The sequence below is a fragment of the Thermobifida cellulosilytica TB100 genome (genome assembly GCF_001517975.1).
Lineage (GTDB): Bacteria > Actinomycetota > Actinomycetes > Streptosporangiales > Streptosporangiaceae > Thermobifida > Thermobifida cellulosilytica.
Window position 1 is genome coordinate 221244 of the sequence record NZ_KQ950185.1, and the last position, 18399, is coordinate 239642.

16 protein-coding genes and 1 tRNA gene are annotated in these 18399 nt (G+C 71.2%); 8 read left to right on the plus strand and 9 right to left on the minus strand.

The window, feature by feature from the left end:
- Positions 1-126 precede the first annotated feature (126 nt).
- Positions 127-1326, plus strand: a complete 1200-nt coding sequence (locus AC529_RS16715; protein WP_068758294.1) for an NAD(P)/FAD-dependent oxidoreductase — start codon at positions 127-129, stop codon at positions 1324-1326.
- A gap of 10 nt (positions 1327-1336) precedes the next feature.
- Here AC529_RS16715 and pip read toward each other — a convergent pair whose 3' ends face one another.
- On the minus strand, positions 1337-2296 hold the full coding sequence (gene pip / locus AC529_RS16720; RefSeq protein WP_068758295.1) for a prolyl aminopeptidase: 960 nt from the start codon (positions 2294-2296) through the stop codon (positions 1337-1339).
- Between the two features lie 581 nt (positions 2297-2877).
- Between pip and AC529_RS16725 the strand changes: the two genes are divergently transcribed.
- The 4 genes from AC529_RS16725 to AC529_RS16740 all read left to right on the plus strand — a co-directional run bounded on the left by AC529_RS16725 (position 2878) and on the right by AC529_RS16740 (position 7183).
- Positions 2878-3939 carry a 3-deoxy-7-phosphoheptulonate synthase gene (locus tag AC529_RS16725; protein ID WP_068758296.1) on the plus strand — a complete coding sequence of 354 codons (1062 nt, stop codon included), beginning with the start codon at positions 2878-2880 and terminating at the stop codon, positions 3937-3939.
- A gap of 345 nt (positions 3940-4284) precedes the next feature.
- Positions 4285-5403 (plus strand): glycine cleavage system aminomethyltransferase GcvT, encoded by a 1119-nt coding sequence (gcvT, locus tag AC529_RS16730; protein ID WP_068758297.1) that lies wholly within the window; start codon positions 4285-4287, stop codon positions 5401-5403.
- A gap of 120 nt (positions 5404-5523) precedes the next feature.
- Positions 5524-5904 (plus strand): glycine cleavage system protein GcvH, encoded by a 381-nt coding sequence (gcvH, locus tag AC529_RS16735; protein WP_068758298.1) that lies wholly within the window; start codon positions 5524-5526, stop codon positions 5902-5904.
- Positions 5905-5911: 7 nt separating this feature from the next.
- A complete protein-coding gene (locus AC529_RS16740; protein WP_068758299.1) occupies positions 5912-7183 on the plus strand; it encodes a serine hydroxymethyltransferase in 1272 nt (423 codons plus the stop codon).
- Positions 7184-7237: 54 nt separating this feature from the next.
- Here the strand turns inward: AC529_RS16740 and AC529_RS16745 are convergent, their stop codons facing one another.
- From AC529_RS16745 to purU, 3 genes are all read right to left on the minus strand, one after another.
- Positions 7238-7660, minus strand: a complete 423-nt coding sequence (locus AC529_RS16745; RefSeq protein ID WP_068758300.1) for a VOC family protein — start codon at positions 7658-7660, stop codon at positions 7238-7240.
- A 232-nt stretch (positions 7661-7892) separates the two neighbouring features.
- Positions 7893-8492 (minus strand): DUF6286 domain-containing protein, encoded by a 600-nt coding sequence (locus tag AC529_RS16750; RefSeq protein WP_068758301.1) that lies wholly within the window; start codon positions 8490-8492, stop codon positions 7893-7895.
- Positions 8493-8960: 468 nt separating this feature from the next.
- Complete coding sequence (gene purU / locus AC529_RS16755) at positions 8961-9818, minus strand: formyltetrahydrofolate deformylase (protein ID WP_068758302.1); 858 nt, start codon at positions 9816-9818, stop codon at positions 8961-8963.
- 177 nt (positions 9819-9995) lie between these two features.
- On the opposite strand from purU, the gene AC529_RS16760 reads away from it, so the two are divergent.
- Complete coding sequence (locus AC529_RS16760) at positions 9996-11201, plus strand: alanine racemase (RefSeq protein ID WP_068758303.1); 1206 nt, start codon at positions 9996-9998, stop codon at positions 11199-11201.
- Between the two features lie 47 nt (positions 11202-11248).
- Here the strand turns inward: AC529_RS16760 and AC529_RS16765 are convergent, their stop codons facing one another.
- Both AC529_RS16765 and AC529_RS16770 read right to left on the minus strand, forming a co-directional pair.
- Entirely contained in the window at positions 11249-11647 is a 399-nt protein-coding gene (locus AC529_RS16765; RefSeq protein ID WP_068758304.1) for a DUF3618 domain-containing protein, read from the minus strand.
- Positions 11648-11663: 16 nt separating this feature from the next.
- Positions 11664-12734 (minus strand): CDP-alcohol phosphatidyltransferase family protein, encoded by a 1071-nt coding sequence (locus AC529_RS16770; RefSeq protein WP_068758305.1) that lies wholly within the window; start codon positions 12732-12734, stop codon positions 11664-11666.
- A 331-nt stretch (positions 12735-13065) separates the two neighbouring features.
- On the opposite strand from AC529_RS16770, the gene bcp reads away from it, so the two are divergent.
- Entirely contained in the window at positions 13066-13548 is a 483-nt protein-coding gene (gene bcp, locus AC529_RS16775; RefSeq protein ID WP_068758306.1) for a thioredoxin-dependent thiol peroxidase, read from the plus strand.
- 175 nt (positions 13549-13723) lie between these two features.
- A tRNA-Leu gene (locus AC529_RS16780) sits at positions 13724-13797 on the plus strand.
- Between the two features lie 91 nt (positions 13798-13888).
- Here AC529_RS16780 and AC529_RS16785 read toward each other — a convergent pair.
- The 3 genes from AC529_RS16785 to AC529_RS16795 form a co-directional block, all read right to left on the minus strand.
- A complete protein-coding gene (locus AC529_RS16785) occupies positions 13889-15142 on the minus strand; it encodes a serine/threonine-protein kinase (protein ID WP_198156464.1) in 1254 nt (417 codons plus the stop codon).
- Positions 15143-15375: 233 nt separating this feature from the next.
- Positions 15376-16728 carry a M16 family metallopeptidase gene (locus tag AC529_RS16790; RefSeq protein ID WP_068758307.1) on the minus strand — a complete coding sequence of 451 codons (1353 nt, stop codon included), beginning with the start codon at positions 16726-16728 and terminating at the stop codon, positions 15376-15378.
- A 61-nt stretch (positions 16729-16789) separates the two neighbouring features.
- Positions 16790-18133, minus strand: coding sequence for a M16 family metallopeptidase (locus AC529_RS16795; RefSeq protein WP_394326454.1), 1344 nt, complete (start codon positions 18131-18133; stop codon positions 16790-16792).
- Positions 18134-18399 lie beyond the last annotated feature (266 nt).

Here is an 18399-nt window from a genome sequence, read left to right on the forward strand (position 1 = left end):
CGCAGGCGCCGGCGTTGCCCCCTGTGGGGCCCGGACGCCGACGGCGCCCGGGCGGGTCCGCCGGTGCCGCCGCGCTGTTGGTACGTTCGGCACCGCGCACGACGTCACCGATCCGCGGAGCGACAGTTGCAGACCATCGTTGTAGCCGGGGCCGGGCTGGCCGGCCTCACCACCGCCGAAGCACTGCGGCAGGAGGGCTTCGACGGGACGATCGTCCTCGTCGGCGAGGAGGCCCGTCCCCCCTACGAGCGCCCGCCGCTGTCCAAGGAGGTCCTCACCGGGCGGGGCTCGGGCCGCAGCCTGGACCTGCGCTCGGAGGCCGAGCTGGCCGCGCTCGACCTGGACCTGCGCCTGGGGGTGCGCGCCGTCGCGCTGCGCCCCGGCGGGCGGGCGGTGGAGCTGTCCGACGGGAGCGAGCTCACCGCCGACGGGGTGGTCGTCGCCACCGGCGCCCGCGCCCGCCGCCCCGGCACCGACCTGCCCGGCGTCCACGTCCTGCGCACCCTCGACGACGCCGAGGAGGTCCGCGCCGGCCTGCTGCGCCACGGACGCGTCGTGGTGGTCGGAGCGGGCTTCGTCGGGGCGGAGGTCGCCGCGTCCGCCCGCAGCCTGGGCGCCGAGGTCACCCTGCTGGAGGCCGCGGACACCCCCCTGACGAGGGTGGTGGACCCGCGGATCGGCGCGGTCCTCGCCGAACTGCACCGCGACAACGGCGTCGAGCTGCGCCTGGGCGTCCCGGTGACCGCCTTCGAGGGCACCGGCCGCCTGGAACGGGTGCGCCTGGCCGACGGGAGCGCGGTGGAGACGCCCCTGGCCGTGGCGGGGCTGGGCGTGGCGCTGAACACCGAGTGGCTGGCCGGGTCGGGGGTGGCCCTTGACCCCGGGGGCGGGGTGCGCTGCGACGAGTACTCGGCCACCTCCCTGCCGGGGGTGTACGCCGTCGGCGACCTCGCGTCCTGGCCCCACCCGCGCTACGGGGGCCGACTGCGCCTGGAGCACTGGACCAACGCCGAGGAGCAGGCGCGGGCGGCCGCGCACAACCTGCTGGCGGGAGAGGGCGCCCGGCAGCCCTACCGGCCGGTGCCCTACTTCTGGTCGGACCAGTACGGCATGAAGATCCAACTGCTCGGCCAGGCGTCCCCCGCCGACACCGTGGAGGTCGTGCACGGCTCGGCGGAGGACCGCAAGTTCGTGGCCTTCTTCGGCAGGGCGGGCCGGCTCGTGGGCGTCCTGGGGCTGCGCTCCACCCCGAAGGTGATGCGCTACCGCCCGCTGCTGGCCGAACCCACCTCCTGGGAGGACGCCCTGGCCGCGGCGGGGCGCTGAGCCCGGCGCGTCACTGCTCGGCGAAGCGGTCGGTGGCCTCGATCAGCCGGTGCAGGATGCCGGGCTCGCTGAACGCGTGCCCGGCGTCGTCGACCAGGTGGAACTCCGCCTTCGGCCAGGCCCGGTGCAGGTCGAACGCGGTCTTGGGCGGGGTGCACACGTCGTAGCGGCCCTGCACGATCACGCCGGGGATGTCGGCGATCCGGTCCGCGTTCTCGATGAGCTGCCCGGGGGTGAAGAACCCGCCGTGGACGAAGAAGTGGTTCTCGATGCGGGCGAAGGCCAGCGCGTACTCCGGCTCGGCGTGCACGGCGCGCAGCCGCTCGTCCGGGTAGAGCGTCAGGGTGCTGCCCTCCCACACGCTCCAGGCCCGGGCCGCCTCCAGCCGCACCTGCGGGTCGGGCGAGTTGAGCCGCCGGGCGTAGGCGCCGATGAGGTCGTCGTGCTCGGCTTCGGGGATGGGGGCGAGGTAGTGCTCCCAGGCGTCGGGGAAGAGGAAGGAGGCCCCGCTCTGGTAGAACCAGCGCAGCTCCTCGTTGCGCAGCGTGAAGATGCCGCGCAGCACGAGTTCGCTGACCCGCTCGGGGTGCTCCTCGGCGTAGGCCAGCGCCAGGGCGCTGCCCCAGGAGCCGCCGAACACCAGCCACCGGTCCACGCCGATCATGCGCCGCAGCCGCTCGATGTCCGCCACCAGCGCCCAGGTGGTGTTGGCGTGCAGGTCGGTGTCCATCCGGCTGGCGTGCGGGGTGCTGCGTCCGCAGTTGCGCTGGTCGAACAGCAGGACGCGGTAGCGCTCGGGGTCGAACAGCCGACGGTGGTCGGGGGTGCAGCCTGCTCCGGGGCCCCCGTGCAGGAAGACCGCTGGTTTTCCGTTCGGGTTGCCCACGAGCTCCCAGTAGATCCGGTTGCCGTCGCCCACGTCGAGCATCCCGCTGTCGTACGGTTCGATGGGCGGGTACAGCGTGCGCATCAAGAAGCGCCCCTCTTTCGGGTCGGGGTTGTCGTGCCAGGTCGGACGTCACCCCGGCGGCGACGCCGGGCTCTCGGCACGGGCGCTGCGAGGAGGCAGGACTCGGGGTCCCGCGTCGGGAGCGTGGGGTGCCGTCCGTGGGGGCGGGCAGCGGACCCGGCGCGGTCGGCCGCGATGTGGACGGGAGCCGCGGTCCTCCGGCCGCGCGGCGCCACCGGTGCGGTCGGTGGGGCCGGGGCGACAGGCGACGGGGCAGCGTGCCTGTCGTGCGGTCTGACCACCACGCGCCCGTCGGTCCATCCTAGACCGCCCCCGGAGCGAAGAGGGGTTCTTCACTGCACGGCACCTGTCACAGACGCAGAGTTGTCGCAATAGGCTGCGTTACGAGCGCGTTAGGGTTCTTTTGAGCGTCTGCCGACCACGCTTTTCGTCCCAGCCGCAAAACGCCTGGGCGCGGGTGTGTCACCGTCGGGTGCCGGAGCTGACGCACAGATCCCGTGACGCGTCCGCCCGGAGTCTCACCGGGGCTCGCGACAGCCACCGAGCCTGCCAGTCAGGGGAGAAGGATGAAGGAATCGCCCATGCCGAGTACCAACGACACACGGGTCGTCAGCTACCAGCCGCTCGTCGCCCCCCACGACATCCTGGCCGAGCTGCCGATGGGCCCGGAGCGCACGGCACTGGTCGAGGAGTCCAGAGCCGCGGTCAAACGGGTCCTGGACGGCGAGGACGACCGGCTGCTCGTCGTCGTCGGCCCGTGCTCGGTGCACGACCCGGTCTCCGCGCTGGACTACGCGCGCCGCCTCAAGGCGCTGATCCCCTCCCTCTCCTCCGAGCTGTGCGTGGTCATGCGGGTGTACTTCGAGAAGCCGCGCACCACGCTGGGCTGGAAGGGCCTGATCAACGACCCCGGGCTGGACGGCAGCTTCGACGTGCACCGAGGGCTGCGCACCGCGCGCAAGCTGCTGCTCGACATCGGCTCGCTGGGCATCCCGGCGGGCACCGAGTTCCTCGACCCGATCACCCCGCAGTACATCGCGGACGCGGTGACCTGGGGCGCCATCGGGGCGCGCACCACCGAGAGCCAGGTGCACCGCCAGCTCAGCAGCGGCCTGAGCATGCCCGTGGGCTTCAAGAACGGCACCGACGGCGACGTGCAGGTCGCCGTGGACGCCTGCGCGGCCGCCGCCAGCTCCCACACCTTCTTCGGGGTGGACCCCAGCGGCTCGGGCGCGGTCGTGTCCACCTCCGGCAACCCCGACTGCCACGTCATCCTGCGCGGAGGGCGCTCCGGCCCCAACTACAGGGCTGCCCACGTCACCGCCGCGCTGGACACCATCGAGGCCGCGGGGCTGCCGCGCCGCCTGATGATCGACGCCAGCCACGCCAACAGCGGCAAGGACCACCTGCGCCAGCCGGGCGTGGCGCAGGACATCGCCGCCCAGGTCGCCGAGGGGCAGACCGGCATCATCGGGGTGATGCTGGAGAGCTTCCTGGTGCCGGGCGCGCAGAAGCTCGGCGACCCGGCCGAGCTGACCTACGGCCAGAGCATCACCGACAAGTGCATGGGCTGGGAGACCACCGAGGAGGTGCTGGCCCACCTGGCCGACGCCGTGCGCAGCCGCCGCAAGGCCGTGGGCTGAGCCCTGCCGCGTGACGGGGAGGCGGCGGGCCGGACGTCCGGCCCGCCGCCTCCCCGTGCTTCTTGTCCGACGACCACGCACTGCTAGGCTGAGAACACCAGACACCCGTGCGGGGGGAGCGCCCGGGTGGCCTGAGCGATCCATCGAACCGTCGTCTTCACCCGTACTCCGGACCCGTCGGCCGCGCGGGCGGAAGCTCCCCGGCAGAGCGGACCGCCCAGTGTGACGCGTCCCTCGCCGGAGGCACGGACCGTCGGCGCGGCGCTGTCCTCCGGCTGTGGAGGCCGAGGGGGAGGATGACGTCCAGCAGCCTTCGTTCACACCCACCCTCTTTCGGGAGTGTCCATGTCCCAGGCCTCGAGCGGCGGTGCCCGCACCACCCCACTGCATGAGACGCACCTCTCACTCAACGCCACCCTGGTCGACTTCGCCGGCTGGCTGATGCCGCTGCGCTACACCAGGGAGAGCGCCGAGCACCAGGCGGTGCGCGAGGCCGCCGGACTGTTCGACCTGTCCCACATGGGGGAGATCCGGGTCAGCGGCTCCCAGGCCGCCGAGTTCCTCGACCACGCGCTGGTGGGGCTGCTGTCCACGCTCGCCCCGGGGCGCGCCCGCTACACCATGATCGTCGCCGAGCACGGCGGGGTGCTCGACGACCTCATCGTCTACCGGCTGGCCGAGGACGAGTACCTGGTCGTCTCCAACGCGGCCAACACCGACGTCGTCACGGCCGCGCTGGCCGAGCGCACCGGCGGGTTCGACGTGGCCGTGGCCGACGAGTCCGCCGAGTACGCCCTGATCGCCCTCCAGGGGCCGAGGGCCGCGGAGATCCTCGCCCCGCTCACCGACGCCGACCTGTCCGACCTCGGCTACTACGCCGCCCGGTACTGCACCGTCGCGGGGGCCCCGGTGCTGCTCGCCCGGACCGGCTACACCGGGGAGGACGGTTTCGAGCTCTTCGTCCGCCCCGCGGCGGAGGCGCCCGCCGTCTGGGAGGCGCTCTACAAGGCAGGCAGGCCGCTCGGCCTGCTGCCCGCGGGGCTGGCCGCCCGCGACACCCTGCGTCTGGAGGCCGGGATGCCGCTGTACGGCAACGAGCTCAACACCAACCTCACCCCCTACGAGGCCGGCCTGGGGCGTCTGGTCAAGCTCGACAAGCCGGGAGGCTTCGTCGGCCGCGCGGCACTCACCGCGCGGCGCTCATCCGGTCCCACCCAGGTCCTCGTCGGCCTGGTCGGCCGCGGCCGCCGGGTGCCCCGCAAGGGGCACGGGGTGCTGCGCAACGGCGTCCACGTCGGAGTCGTCACCAGCGGCGCCCCCTCCCCCACGCTGGGCAAGCCCATCGCGATCGCGGCCGTCGACGCGGGCACCGACCTGTCCAGCGGCGAGTTCACCGTGGACGTCCGCGGCCGTGCCGAGGCGGTGGACGTGGTGGACCTGCCCTTCTACAAGCGGAAGGCGTAGGCGCCCCGCCCTTGCCGGTACGGTCCGCCCTGCCGGGCGGGGCAGAACCGGAGCTGCCGGGGCGGCGCACGGCGGCGTCCGCTCCTACTGAATAATGGACAACACTCCTGGAGAGTCGAATTGAGCGTTCCCGCAGAGCTGGGTTACACCAAGGAGCACGAGTGGGTGGCTGTCAACGAGGACATCGCCACCGTCGGTATCACGGCCTTCGCCGCCGAGGCGCTGGGGGACATCGTCTACGTCGAACTGCCGGAGGTCGGTTCGACCGTCACCGCTGGTGACAGTTGCGGCGAAATCGAGTCGCACAAGTCGGTCAGCGAGATCTATTCTCCGGTCTCCGGGGAGGTCGTCGATGTCAACCAGGCCGCGGTGGACGACCCTGAACTGATCGGCTCCGACCCCTACGGCCGGGGCTGGCTGTTCAAGGTGGAGCTCGCGGACGAGCCCGCCGATTTGCTCACCCCGGAGCAGTACACGCAGCTCACCGAAGGCGAAGGTTAGGAAACTCATGACCGCCCAGAGCAATCCGCTCAACCAGTCGCTGGCGCAGCTCGACCCGGAGGTCGCGGCCGCCGTGGACGCCGAGCTCGCCCGCCAGCGCGACACCCTGGAGATGATCGCCTCCGAGAACTTCGCCCCGCGGGCGGTCCTGGAGGCGCAGGGGTCGGTCCTGACCAACAAGTACGCCGAGGGCTACCCGGGCCGCCGCTACTACGGCGGCTGCGAGCACGTGGACGTCGTCGAGCAGTTGGCCATCGACCGCGCCAAGGCGCTGTTCGGGGCCGAGCACGCGAACGTGCAGCCGCACTCGGGTGCGCAGGCCAACACCGCGGTGTACTTCGCGCTGCTGCAACCGGGCGACACCATCCTGGGCCTGGACCTGGCGCACGGCGGGCACCTGACCCACGGCATGCGGATCAACTACTCCGGCAAGATCCTCAACGCCGTGGCCTACCACGTGCGCGAGTCCGACGGCCTGGTCGACTACGACGAGGTCGAGGCGCTGGCCAAGGAGCACCAGCCGAAGCTGATCATCGCGGGCTGGTCGGCCTACCCGCGCCAGCTCGACTTCGCCCGCTTCCGGGAGATCGCCGACCAGACGGGCGCCCTGCTCATGGTGGACATGGCGCACTTCGCGGGCCTGGTCGCGGCCGGTCTGCACCCCAACCCGGTGCCCTACGCCGACGTGGTGACCACCACCACGCACAAGACGCTGGGCGGTCCGCGCGGCGGTCTCATCCTGGCCAAGGCGGACCTGGGCAAGAAGATCAACTCGGCGGTGTTCCCGGGCATGCAGGGCGGCCCGCTGGAGCACGTGATCGCTGCCAAGGCCGTGGCGCTGAAGGTCGCGGCGAGCGAGGAGTTCGCCGAGCGCCAGCGGCGCACCCTGTCGGGCGCGCGCATCCTCGCCGAGCGGCTCACCCGCCCCGACGCCGCCGAGGCGGGGGTCCGGGTGCTCAGCGGCGGCACCGACGTGCACCTGGTCCTGGTCGACCTGGTCAACTCCCAGCTCAACGGCAAGGAGGCGGAGGACCGGCTGCACGAGATCGGCATCACGGTCAACCGCAACGCGGTGCCCAACGACCCGCGTCCGCCCATGGTCACCTCGGGTCTGCGCATCGGTACCCCGGCCCTGGCCACCCGCGGTTTCGGCGACGCCGACTTCGCGGAGGTCGCCGACGTCATCGCCGAGGCGCTCAAGCCGGAGTTCGATGCCCCGGCGCTGCGCTCCCGGGTCCGGGCGCTCGCCGCGAAGCACCCGCTCTACCCGGGGCTGTAACCCGTCCCGGTTCTGGCTTTCTGGGGGTCTGACCTGGTCAGGCCCCCTTCGTCGTCAGCGGTCCGCCGTCCGGCGGCCGTTGCGAAGGTCGGGGTCCGTCCAGAGCACCTCCCACAGGTGCCCGTCGAGGTCCTCGAAGCCCCAGGAGTACACGCCCTCGTGCTGCACGGGGTCGAGGGAGGGCCGTGCCCCGGCCATGAAGGCCCTGTTGACCAGCTCGTCCACCTCGTCCCGGCGGTCGACGGACATCGACAGGACGACCTCGGTGCGCCTCGCCGTGTCGGCCAGCTCCTTCGTGGTGAAGCGCCGGAAGGCAGGCTCGGTGAGCAGCATCACGAAACTGCCGTCGTTGACGACCATGCAGGCGGCGGCGTCGTCGGAGAGCCGGGGGTCGAAGCGGAACCCGAGGGCGGCGAAGAAGCCCAGGGACCTCCTCAGGTCCTTGACGGGCAGGTTCACGAAGCTCTTGCGGGTCATGGCCGTCCTCCCGCGGCGGGGGCGGCGGGCGTCCGTCGCGGCGGCTGCGCCCCGTCGCGTCCTCCGCGCCCGCTGCCCGCGGAGCTGCGCTCCGGCCGTCGCGCGGCCGGCGCGGGGCCCTGCGGTCGTGGGTCCTCGCCCCTTCGGGACCGCCCGGGGGCGCCGGGTCCACGGAGACGGCACCGGAACCGCTGCGGGGCCCGGTGCCGTCCCGGCCGCCGCGCGCCCACGGTCACGCCTTGGCGGGACGTACGTGGACCCGTACCTTGGGTTCCCCGGCCAGGGCCAGTTCGACGAGCTTGCGCTCCACCGCGCTCTGGACCGCCGGGGTGACCTCGGCCGCGCGGTGCGCCTCGGCGTCGGCGCGCACCTTCACGCGCTGCCGGGTCAGGGTGACCCGCGCGTCGCGCACCCCGTCCACCTCGCAGGCCGCCGCGGCCAGGATCCGGCGCAGCGCCCCCCGGGACATCCCGGCCGCGAACGCCGGGTCCTGGGGCTGCCACGTCGCTCCGCGCCCCCAGCCGGGAACCAGTGCGAGGGCGATCAGCAGCAGGCTGACCAGCATGAGGACCGCGGAGGCTGCCTGGACTGCGGGGTTGCTCCACCGGGCCGCCTGTTCGCCCGCCCGGTCCACGGGCAGCAGGCTGAGCGGACTTCCCGCAAGCGCGGAGACGACCTCCGCGGCGGCCAGTCCGGTCACCGCCACGAGCACCCCGCCGACCGCCACCATCGCCCACGACCGGTACGGCCGGAGTGTGCGCACGGCCGCGTGGTCGGCCCGTCCGGCGGTGCCCGACTCCGAACGGCCCAGCACCTCTTCCACCGTCGTCATGCCTGTCCCCCCAATCTCTGGGCGTCGAGTGCGGGCGACGCCCCGGCTTGCTCTTCCGCCCCGGTACTTCGCGAAGTCTGTGTGCTTTACCCGTTTTTCCGTCTTTTGATCGGTGCCGCGGGAAGCATTGCTCTTCCGTCTACCCACACCGACCGTTGTCAGTGCTCCGGGGCGTCCTCGGCCGCCCACCGGATCCGGGCGGCAAAATTCCGAACAGCTCTCGGACTCCTCTCGCCCGTGGGTCCGCCGCCTACGCCTACCACGGCACACCAATCTTTGTGAGTTTCACCACTCACCCACGCACCAGACTCCTATGCCACTCGCAACACCCAGTCAAACACGCAGCGTAATCAACTTATCGCAGGAGGAGGGACGACCCGCTGCCGCCTACCGTGAGTCGGCGCAGGACAGGGGCGGGAACAGCGCCCGTCCGGGGCTCGGGAGGCCCCGGACGGGATCAGCGCAACGTCACCGGAACACCACGGTCTTGCTGCCGTTGAGCAGGATGCGATGCTCGGCGTGCCAGTTCACCGCGCGGGCCAGCGCCACCGACTCCAGATCGCGTCCCACGGCGGTGAGCTGCTCCGGGCTGAAGGTGTGGTCCACGCGCACGACCTCCTGCTCGATGATCGGCCCCTCGTCCAGGTCGGCCGTCACGTAGTGCGCCGTCGCGCCGATCAGCTTCACCCCGCGGGCGTGCGCCTGGTGGTAGGGGCGCGCACCCTTGAAGCTCGGCAGGAAGGAGTGGTGGATGTTGATGACCCGCCCCGCCAGCTTCTGGCACAGGTCCTCGGAGAGCACCTGCATGTACCGGGCCAGCACCACCAGGTCGACGTTGTAGGACTGGACCAGTTCCAGCAGACGCGACTCCTGCTCCTTCTTGGTCTCCGGGGTCACCGGCAGGTGGTGGAAGTCCACCCCGTAGGAGTCGGCCAGGAACTCCAGGTCCGGGTGGTTGGACACCACGGCCGTGATGTCGGCGTTGAGCAGGCCGCTGCGCTGCCGGTAGAGCAGGTCGTTCAGGCAGTGCCCGTACTTGGAGACCATCACCAGCACCCGGGTGCGCACGTCGCGCCGCCACAGGTTCCACTCCATCCGGTGCTCCGTCGCCACGGGCGCCAGGGCGCCCCGCAGCGTGTCCTCGTCCACCGCGGGATCCTCGGCGACGAACTGCACCCGCATGAAGAACCGGCCCGTGTAGTGGTCGCCGAACTGCTGGCTCTCCTCGATGTTGCACTTGTACGCGGTCAGCAGGCTGGCCACCGCCGCAACGATTCCACGGCTGTCGGGGCACGACAGCGTCAGCACGAACTCGCGATCACTCATGTTCCAAGGGGACTTTCGACAGGGAAACGGGCCGCACCCATCCTCGGTTCCTCGGTCTCGGGAACTTCCAGAGTAACCGGGCTCACGGTGCCGGGTGACGACCAACCCGCCGCGCCCCGGACCGTCCCGCCGAGCAGAATGTGAATAACTTTCACACAAATGTGGGATGCTCCCCCCATGAGCAGCCTCCGCCGCCGGTACGAGACGGCCACCTCCCATCTCCGCGCCCCCTTCGCCATCGTCGACCTGGCCGTCCTGCGCGCCAACGCGGCCGACCTGGTCCGCCGCGCCCGGGGCACCCCGATCCGGGTCGCCAGCAAGTCCGTGCGCTGCCGCCCCCTGCTCCGCGAGATCCTCGCCATGCCGGGCTTCTCCGGGATCATGGCCTACACCCTCGACGAGGCGCTCTGGCTGGCCACCGACCCCGGCAGCGCCGACTTCGCCACCGACGTCCTGGTCGCCTACCCCACCGTCGACACCGACGCCATCGCCCGCCTGGCCGCCTCCCCCGAGGCGGCAGCCCGGATCACCCTCATGGTCGACTCGGTGCGCCACCTGGACCTCATCACCGCCGCCGCACCCGACCCGGCCGCCCCCGTGCGGGTGTGCCTCGACATCGACACCAGTTGGCAGCCGCTCGGCCCCGCCGTCCGCATCGGCGCCCACCGGTCCCCGATCCGCACCCCCCAGCAGGCCGCGGCACTGGCCCGGGCCGTCGTCCGCCGCCCGGGACTGCGCCTGGACGGCATCATGGCCTACGAGGCCCAGATCGCGGGGGTGGGCGACGCTCTCCCCGGCCGTCCCCTCTACAGCGCCGCCGTGCGCTGGATGCAGCGCCGCTCCCGCCGGGAACTGGCCCGCCGCCGCGCCGCCGTGGTACGGGCCGTCCGCGACGTCGCCGACCTGCGCTTCGTCAACGGCGGCGGCACCGGAAGCCTGCACACCACCAGCCGGGAGCGCGCCGTCACCGAGGTCGCCGCGGGCTCCGGCCTGTACCAGCCCAGGCTCTTCGACCACTACCGGTCGGTGGACCGCAGTCCCGCAGCGCTCTTCGCGCTTCCCGTCGTCCGCCGCCCCGCTCCCGGCGTGGCCACCGCCCTGGGCGGCGGCTACCTCGCCTCGGGCGTCCCCGACCGGACCCGGCTGCCCCAGCCCTACCTGCCCTCCGGGCTGCGGTTCAGCCCGTCCGAGGGTGCGGGGGAGGTCCAGACCCCGCTGCTCGGCGCCGTCGCCGACACCCTCGACGTCGGCGACCTGGTGTGGCTGCGTCACGCCAAGGCCGGAGAACTGTGCGAGCACTTCGACCGGCTGCACCTGGTGGACGGGGAGCGCGTGGTCGCCTCCGTGCCCACCTACCGGGGCGAGGGCAAGACGTTCCTGTGAACACGAACGGCGGTGCCGGACCGCTCCGGCACCGCCGTGTCAGCGCTTCAGTGCCTGCTGCGCCGTCGCAGCGCGATGAGCACGCCCACGGCCACGACCACTCCGACGCCCACTCCGATCAGCACCGCAGGAGAGGGCGGCTGGCGCAGCTCGTACTCGGTCACGACCTCGTTCTCGCCGCCGACCAGGACGGCCCCCTCCGGGGGCTCGACCGGCCTGCTGCTCCTGCGCCGCACCGGGTCGCCGACCGCGATCGCCCGCGCCTCCTCGGCCAGGTGGCCGCCGGCCTGACGCACCTTCTGCAACCCGCGCCTGGCGATGCTCCTGGGACTGGCCCGGTCGACAAGCGCGTCGATTGACGCTGCCAGTTGCCGCTGGACCTGCTCGATCTCCGCCTGCACGGCCGCCGGGTCACGCTGCCGCCTCGCGGAACCGCGTCCTCTCATACCGCCGCCTCCTTCGCTACCGCAGGCTGGCCTGCGGCGGACTCTCATCCGGGGTCTGGTTGATGCCTTCTTCGCCAGGCGTGCGCGTGAACCGCAGCGCGCTCTCGATCCCGTCCACCACCCGGAAGAAGTCCAGCGTGGACAACCACAGTTTATAGACGATCAAGATCTCGAACGCGAGGAGCAGAGCCCCGGCCACCACGGTGATCCAGACGATCGCCGTGGCCGAGAACACCGCCGCCAGCGGCGCCAGCACGAACACCGCGATCTGGAACTCGATCCCGCTCACCAGGTGGGTGCGGATGCGCCGCGCCCGCAGGAACTCCCAGAACCTCTGGTACCAGGGAAAGCGGTGCCGGAACCCCTCGTGCAGGTCCACGCGCGGCAGCCGCACGTCCGGCTGCTTGCCGGAGTCCCGGTCGGCGCGGTTCTCCCGTTCCGTCTGCGACCGCAGCAACTGCTCCAGTACCGAGATGCCGTGCCTGAGGACCGCCTGCTCCCCCGTGTCGCTCATCGGCTGCCCCACCGCGGCCGCCTCGCCGGGTTCCAGCATCGACAGCGTCGCCCGCGCCCACTCCAGCACCCCGGCCAGGCGGGACCGCATCTCCCTGCGCACCTTGTACACCTGGAGCGCGTTCAGGTAGCGCAGCATGTCGCAGAAGACCACCGCCAGCGCCAGCCAGACGAAGACGACCCGTCCGGTCAGCACGTACTGGCCGCCCATGAGCGCGATCGCGCACACCAGCACCCGGAAGCGGTCGAAGACGTAGTCCATCCAGGACCCGAAGAGCGACTCCTGGTCGGTCAGCCGGGCCAGCTTGCCGTCCATGCAGTCCACGAGGAAGCACAGGTAGTAGAGGACCGCCCCGGCGACCAGGAAGGGCCACAGCCCCACCGCGAAGCAGGCCGCCGCCGCGAGCCCCAGCAGCAGCACCGCCACCGTCAACTGGTTCGGCGTGATCGACGTCCGGTTGGCGACCAGACGGACCAGGCGGATCGCGATCGGATCGACCGCCCACACCGTCCACCAGGAATCGCGCTCCCGGCACACGCGGCTGCGGACCTGGTCCAGGGTGTAGCTGGGCATCGTCATCTCCTCGAACACGAAGCCTGGGGAACGCTTCGAGCCACCCCGTCGGCGACCGCCCTCACCGCGAAGCCGGCGCGCCCGCCTCCCGCGTCCCGGATGCCCGGTCTGGCGCAGGAGGGCTTGGTTAACCTTAAGACGAAGAACATCCGTCACGGGCCGTCGTGGCCAAAGCGTTTCCCCTCTCCACCGCAGCGACCGGGCCTCCTCTGCCCCGGTTGTGGAGTTTCGGCCAGACCACTCCGGACTTCTTGCCCATGTCGTCCTCTTTGCGGACTAGGGTGGGAAAACACACAACTGGCGCAGAGTCCCCTATCCTGAGGAGTCCACGTTGCGCGAGAACACGATCCGGCTCCAGCCCGGTGACATCGCCCCCGACTTCACCCTGGACAGCGCGGACGGCACTACCGTCACCCTCAGCGAAGTGCTCAAAGAGCACGACCGGGTGGTGCTGTACTTCTACCCGGCGGCCATGACGCCGGGGTGCACCACACAGGCCTGCGACTTCCGCGACAACCTGCACGCCTTCGACAAGGCCGGGCTGGCCGTACTGGGGATCTCTCCCGACTCCCTGACCCGGCTGGCCAAGTTCGTGGAACAGGAAGGTCTGACCTTCCCGCTGCTGAGCGACCCCGACCGCTCGGTTCTCACCTCCTACGGCGCCTTCGGGGAGAAGAAGAACTACGGCCGGATCGTGCAGGGCGTCATCCGCTCCACCTTCGTCGTCTCCGCCGGGCGCACCGTGGAGCACGCCTACTACAACGTGCGGGCCTCCGGCCACGTCGAACGGCTCATGCGCGACCTGGGACTGTGACGACTTCCCGCCGCACCGCGGATCCGATCCCCCCGCACCACCCGCACGGACTTCCCCGCACACCCGAGACCGCCATCGGCGGTCCACCCGCACGACTTGCATTTCCCCCGCCTAAACTGCCAGTCTCAGACAGAAGCTCTCTCGGTTCTCCGACAGCCACCGGAGACGGGAGCCCGGGGCCGTAGCCCAACGGCAGGAGGCGGCGGCTTTAGGTGCCGTACAGTGCGGGTTCGAATCCCGCCGGCCCTACACGAGAAACCGGCCGGGGAAGCGGGTTCTCCCGCTTCCCCGGCCGGTTCTGTCGTTCTCGGCGCTGCCTGGCAGCCCCGCGGTCCTTCGCTCAGCCGCGGAACACCAGCGCCCACAGGACCACGAGGAGCAGCAGCAGGGCGCACACCGCCGACGCGGCCACCGCCGCCCGCTTCGTGCGGCTCGGTTCGCTGCGGTGCTTGCCCGAGCTGGTCAGCCCCAGCGCGTTGGTCGACTCGCGGATGGAGGTGAGCAGGGCGCTCACCGACTCCGGGCGGTGCCGCTGCAACGCGTCGGAGACCTGGCTGACCTGCTCGTGCAGGTTGTGCCGGAGGACCTCGGCCCCCGCCCGGAAGTGGTCGACCGCGGACAGCTTCTCCTGGCCCTCCCGGCGCACGGCCTCGGCGCTGCGCGCCGCGGTCTCCGGGCTGGTCTCCGGCGCCCACGGCGCCAGGGAGGCGATCCGCAGCATCGCGGTGGCGCTCTCCGCGGTGAGCCTCTCGTCCGGGTTGACCTTGAGCAGTCCGGCCAGCACCGGGGCCAGCGGCCCCGCGTTGGCGGCGGGCGCGGGCTCCTCCAACTGGTCTCCGCGCAGGATCGCGATGTAGCCCTTGCGGTCGTACGGCGGGTGCCCCTCGACCGCCGCGTACAGGGTCGCGCCCAGCGACCACAGGTCCGAGGGCGGACCCACGGGACCGGCCTTGGCGCGCTCGGGCGGCAGGTACGACGGGGAGCCGATGATCCGCCCCGAACTGCTCAGCGCGGACTCGCCGGTCCAGGCGGCCAGGCCGAAGTCGGTCAGCACGACCCGGCCGTTCTCGCTGATCATGACGTTCTCGGGTTTGACGTCCCGGTGCACGATGCCCTCGTCGTGCGCGGCCTTGAGGGCGCTGATCAGTTGCAGGCCGATCTCGGCCACCCGCGGATAGGGCAGCGGCCCCGCGATGTCGATGATCTCGGCGAGCGTGCGCGCGACGACCAGTTCCATCACGATCCAAGGGCGGCCGTCCTCGTTGACCACGTCCAGGACGGTGACCACGTTGGGGTGGCTGAGCCGTCCGGCCACCCGCGCCTCGCGGGTGGTCCGGCGCAGCAGCGCGGCGCGTTCGTCCTCGGTCAGGTCGTCGGGAAGGCGCAGTTCCTTGACCGCGACCTCGCGGTCGAGGACGAGGTCGGTGGCCCGCCATACGGTGCCGACTCCGCCCCGGCCGATGGGCTCACGCAGCGCGTAGCGGCCCGCGAGGACACGCTCGCCGCCGGACTGCTCGTCGACTGCGACGGCAGGGGGCGCCTGCTCGGCAGACTCGTTTTTCGGCCGCTCTGTGGGAGGCTGTTCGATGGACACGGCTTCAGAACATCAGATCGTGGGCCATGGCGGCCTCCTGTGGACTGTTCACGACGGTCGAGACGGGCAGAGAACGCGTCTTCTGGTTATACCAACGCCAACAGACGTCAGGGCAGGTAGTTGCCACATTACAGCCGGCTAGGTCCACTTTTGTTATCTCCTACGGGCTGCATCACACGTCACACTTTCCGCCTCTTGGAGAGTTTTGCCCCTCGCAACGGTTCGCAACCAGGCTAGGCCCAGAGCGTCTCGGGGTCCTGGACGACCACCGGGCCGACGCCGAGGTCCTCCAGCGGCCCCCGCAGCGAAGCGGCGTCGCCCACGACGATCACCACCGCGTCGTCCGGCCGCAGGTACTCCCGGGCCGAGCTGTTGAGGTCCTCGATGGTCAACTGCTCGTAGCCGGCGCGCATCCGGTCCACGTGGTCCTCGGGCAGGTCGTACACGACCATCTCGATCAGCGCCCAGGCCATGCGGCCCGCGCTGGCGTAGGCGACGGGCAGCCCCACCGTGTGGGACTCGCGGACCGCCTGGAGCTCGCTCTCGGTGACCCCCTCCTGCTGGAGCTTGGCGATCTGCTCCAGGGTCACGGTGATCGAGTGGGCGGTGGTGGGCGCGTCCACCTGCGTGCTGATGAGGAACACCCCGCTGTCGCGGCGCAGGTCGAAGCGGCTTCCCACGCCGTAGGTGTAACCGTGCTTCTCCCGCAGCTCCAGGTTGAGGCGGGAGGTGAACATGCCGCCCAGGACGTCGCTCATGCCCTCCAGGCGCGGCAGGTCGACCTCGGCGCGCGCCGGCGCCCGGTGCGCCAGCACGAACGCCGACTGGACCGATCCCGGCCGGTCCAGGACCAGGATGCGGGGCCGCTCCCCGGGGGCCGACTCCGGGGGGACCGTGTGCCGCTGCGGGGTGGGGGCCGCGTCGCCGAAGACCGCCGCGCCCACCTCCTCCAGGTTCACCCCGGACAGGTCGCCGACGACCACGAGGGTTCCGGCCACCGAGGCGATGCTGTCGGCGTGGAAGCTCCGCGCGATCTCCGGGGTGAGCCGCTGCTGGTACACCTCGGCCCCGCTGGGCGGAACCGCGTAGCGGCCGGTGAAGAGCTGGCTGCCGACCGCCCGGGTGGCAAGGGTGGAGGCGACGGAGTTCTCCAGTCGGAACCGCTCCACGAGCTGGTCGCGGCGGCGCACGATGTCGTCGGAGCGCAGGGCGGGCGAACGGACGGCCTCGGCGAGCAGCGCCACCGCGTCCTTGAGCCGCTTGGTGGGCGCGTCCACGCCGGTGATGAAGCTGTCCCAGCCGATCCGGCCCACCCATTCGGCTCCGTAGCGCTCCAGGGCGGGCGCCAGCGAGCTGTTGCCCTCGACGCCGTCCTCGAGCGCCTCTCCGACGAGCATGGCGACTCCCCGCTGCTCGTCGGGTTCGGTGATCGCGCCCGCGGGGTGGATCAGTCGCACCGCGGCGTAGGGCTGTCCGGGAAGGTCGATGGCGATGACGGTGCCGCTGCCCACCTTGACCCGGGTGGGTTTGGGGAAGGTGTAGCGGACCGGCTCACCGAGTGCGGGACGTGGCTGGAGGCTGCTCAAGAGGACTCTCCCTCGACTCTTCTCTGTCTGCGTCGGTGCACGGTGTCGGGTGCGGCTGGGGTCAGGCGCCGGCGGTCTCTGCCGGGGCGACCTCGTAGCGGAGCGAGAACCGGTTCTCCGGGGTGAGCAGCCGCTTGGCGTAGTCCGCCACCTCGTCGGCGGTGACGGAAGCCCAGCGCTCCGGCCAGGTGTACACGAGCTCCGGGTCGTCGAAGAGCTGGGTGTAGCCGCTGAGCGCGTTGGCGAGCCCGGCCGGGGTGGAGATGGTCTGGAAGTGGTCGCGCTCCAGGACCGCGCGGGCCCGCTCCAACTCCTCCTCGCTGATCCCGTCGGCCAGGCCCGCCGTCTCCTCGAAGACGGCGTTCTCCAGCTCCGTTCCGCTCACCCCGTCGCGGGCGATCATGCTGATGAAGAAGAGGGACTGGGTGTAACGGAAGTCGAACAGGTCGGAGGAGGCGCCCCCGTCGTCGTTGGCCAGCCCGCGCTCGACGACGAGCCTGCGGTAGAGCCGGCTTCCCTGCCCCTGGCCGAGGACGGCGGAGGCGAGGTTCATGATGTCGAACTCCCGCGTGCCGTACGGGGGGATCCGGTGGACGATGAAAACCGCGGGGGCGGGAACCTGCTCGGTGACGACCAGGTTCCGGGAGCCGAGGGGGCCTTCGAGGGAGGCGTCGGGGGCCTCCGCCACGACCTCCCGGGGCGGAATGCCCCCGAAGTAGCGGTTGACGCGCTCGTAGACGTCCTCGGAGTCGAGGGAGCTGACCACGGTGAGGACGAGGTTGTCCGGCCCGTAGTGCGCCTTGTGGAAGGAGAGGACGTAGTCGAGGTCGGCGGCGTCCAGATCGGCCATGGAGCCGATGGTCGGGTGGTGGTACGGGTGGCCCTCGGGGTAGGCGTGGGCCAGGATGCGCTCGAAGGCGGTGCCGTAGGGCTGGTTGTCGTAGCGCTGCCGACGCTCGTTCTTCACCACGTCGCGCTGGTTGTCGAGGACCTCCTGGGTCACTCCCTCGCGCAGGGTGGCGAGCCGGTCCGCCTCCAGCCACAGGGCGAGGTCGAGCGCGTGCTCGGGCACCGTCTCGTAGTAGTTGGTGCGGTCGCTGGAGGTGGAGGCGTTGAGCTCTCCACCGAGCGCCTCGATCACCTTGAAGTGCTCGCCCTTGGGAGCGTTGCCGCTGCCCTCGAACATGAGGTGTTCGAAGAGGTGGGCGAACCCGGTCCGTCCGGGAACCTCGTGCCGGGAGCCGACTCCGTACCACAGGTTGACCGCGGCCACCTGACCGGTGGCGGCCGGGGCGGTGACCAGTCGCAGTCCGTTGTCCAGTCGGTACTGTCTGATCTGCCCGGCCACGCCGTTGCTCGTCACCAATCCCTGCACCCCCTGCTCAGCGGATGTCACGTTGATCATTGAGCCTATAGCCCCCGGGGCAGCGGAAGGGCGCCGTCGGCTCGCCTAGGACACCCTATGCGTGTCTTCTGTTCTCCGTGCCCACACCAAACACACAAAAGGAAGGGGGGTTGTCCTGTCGGGACAACCCCCCTCTCAACAATGTCCCAATGACACCTCGAGATGTGTATAAAGGACAGACACAGGACCGTGGACGGCGCGCGGAGATTGACAATGGAGTATAGACGTGATCCATGCTGGTGATCGGAATGACTCTCCTCTTCGGC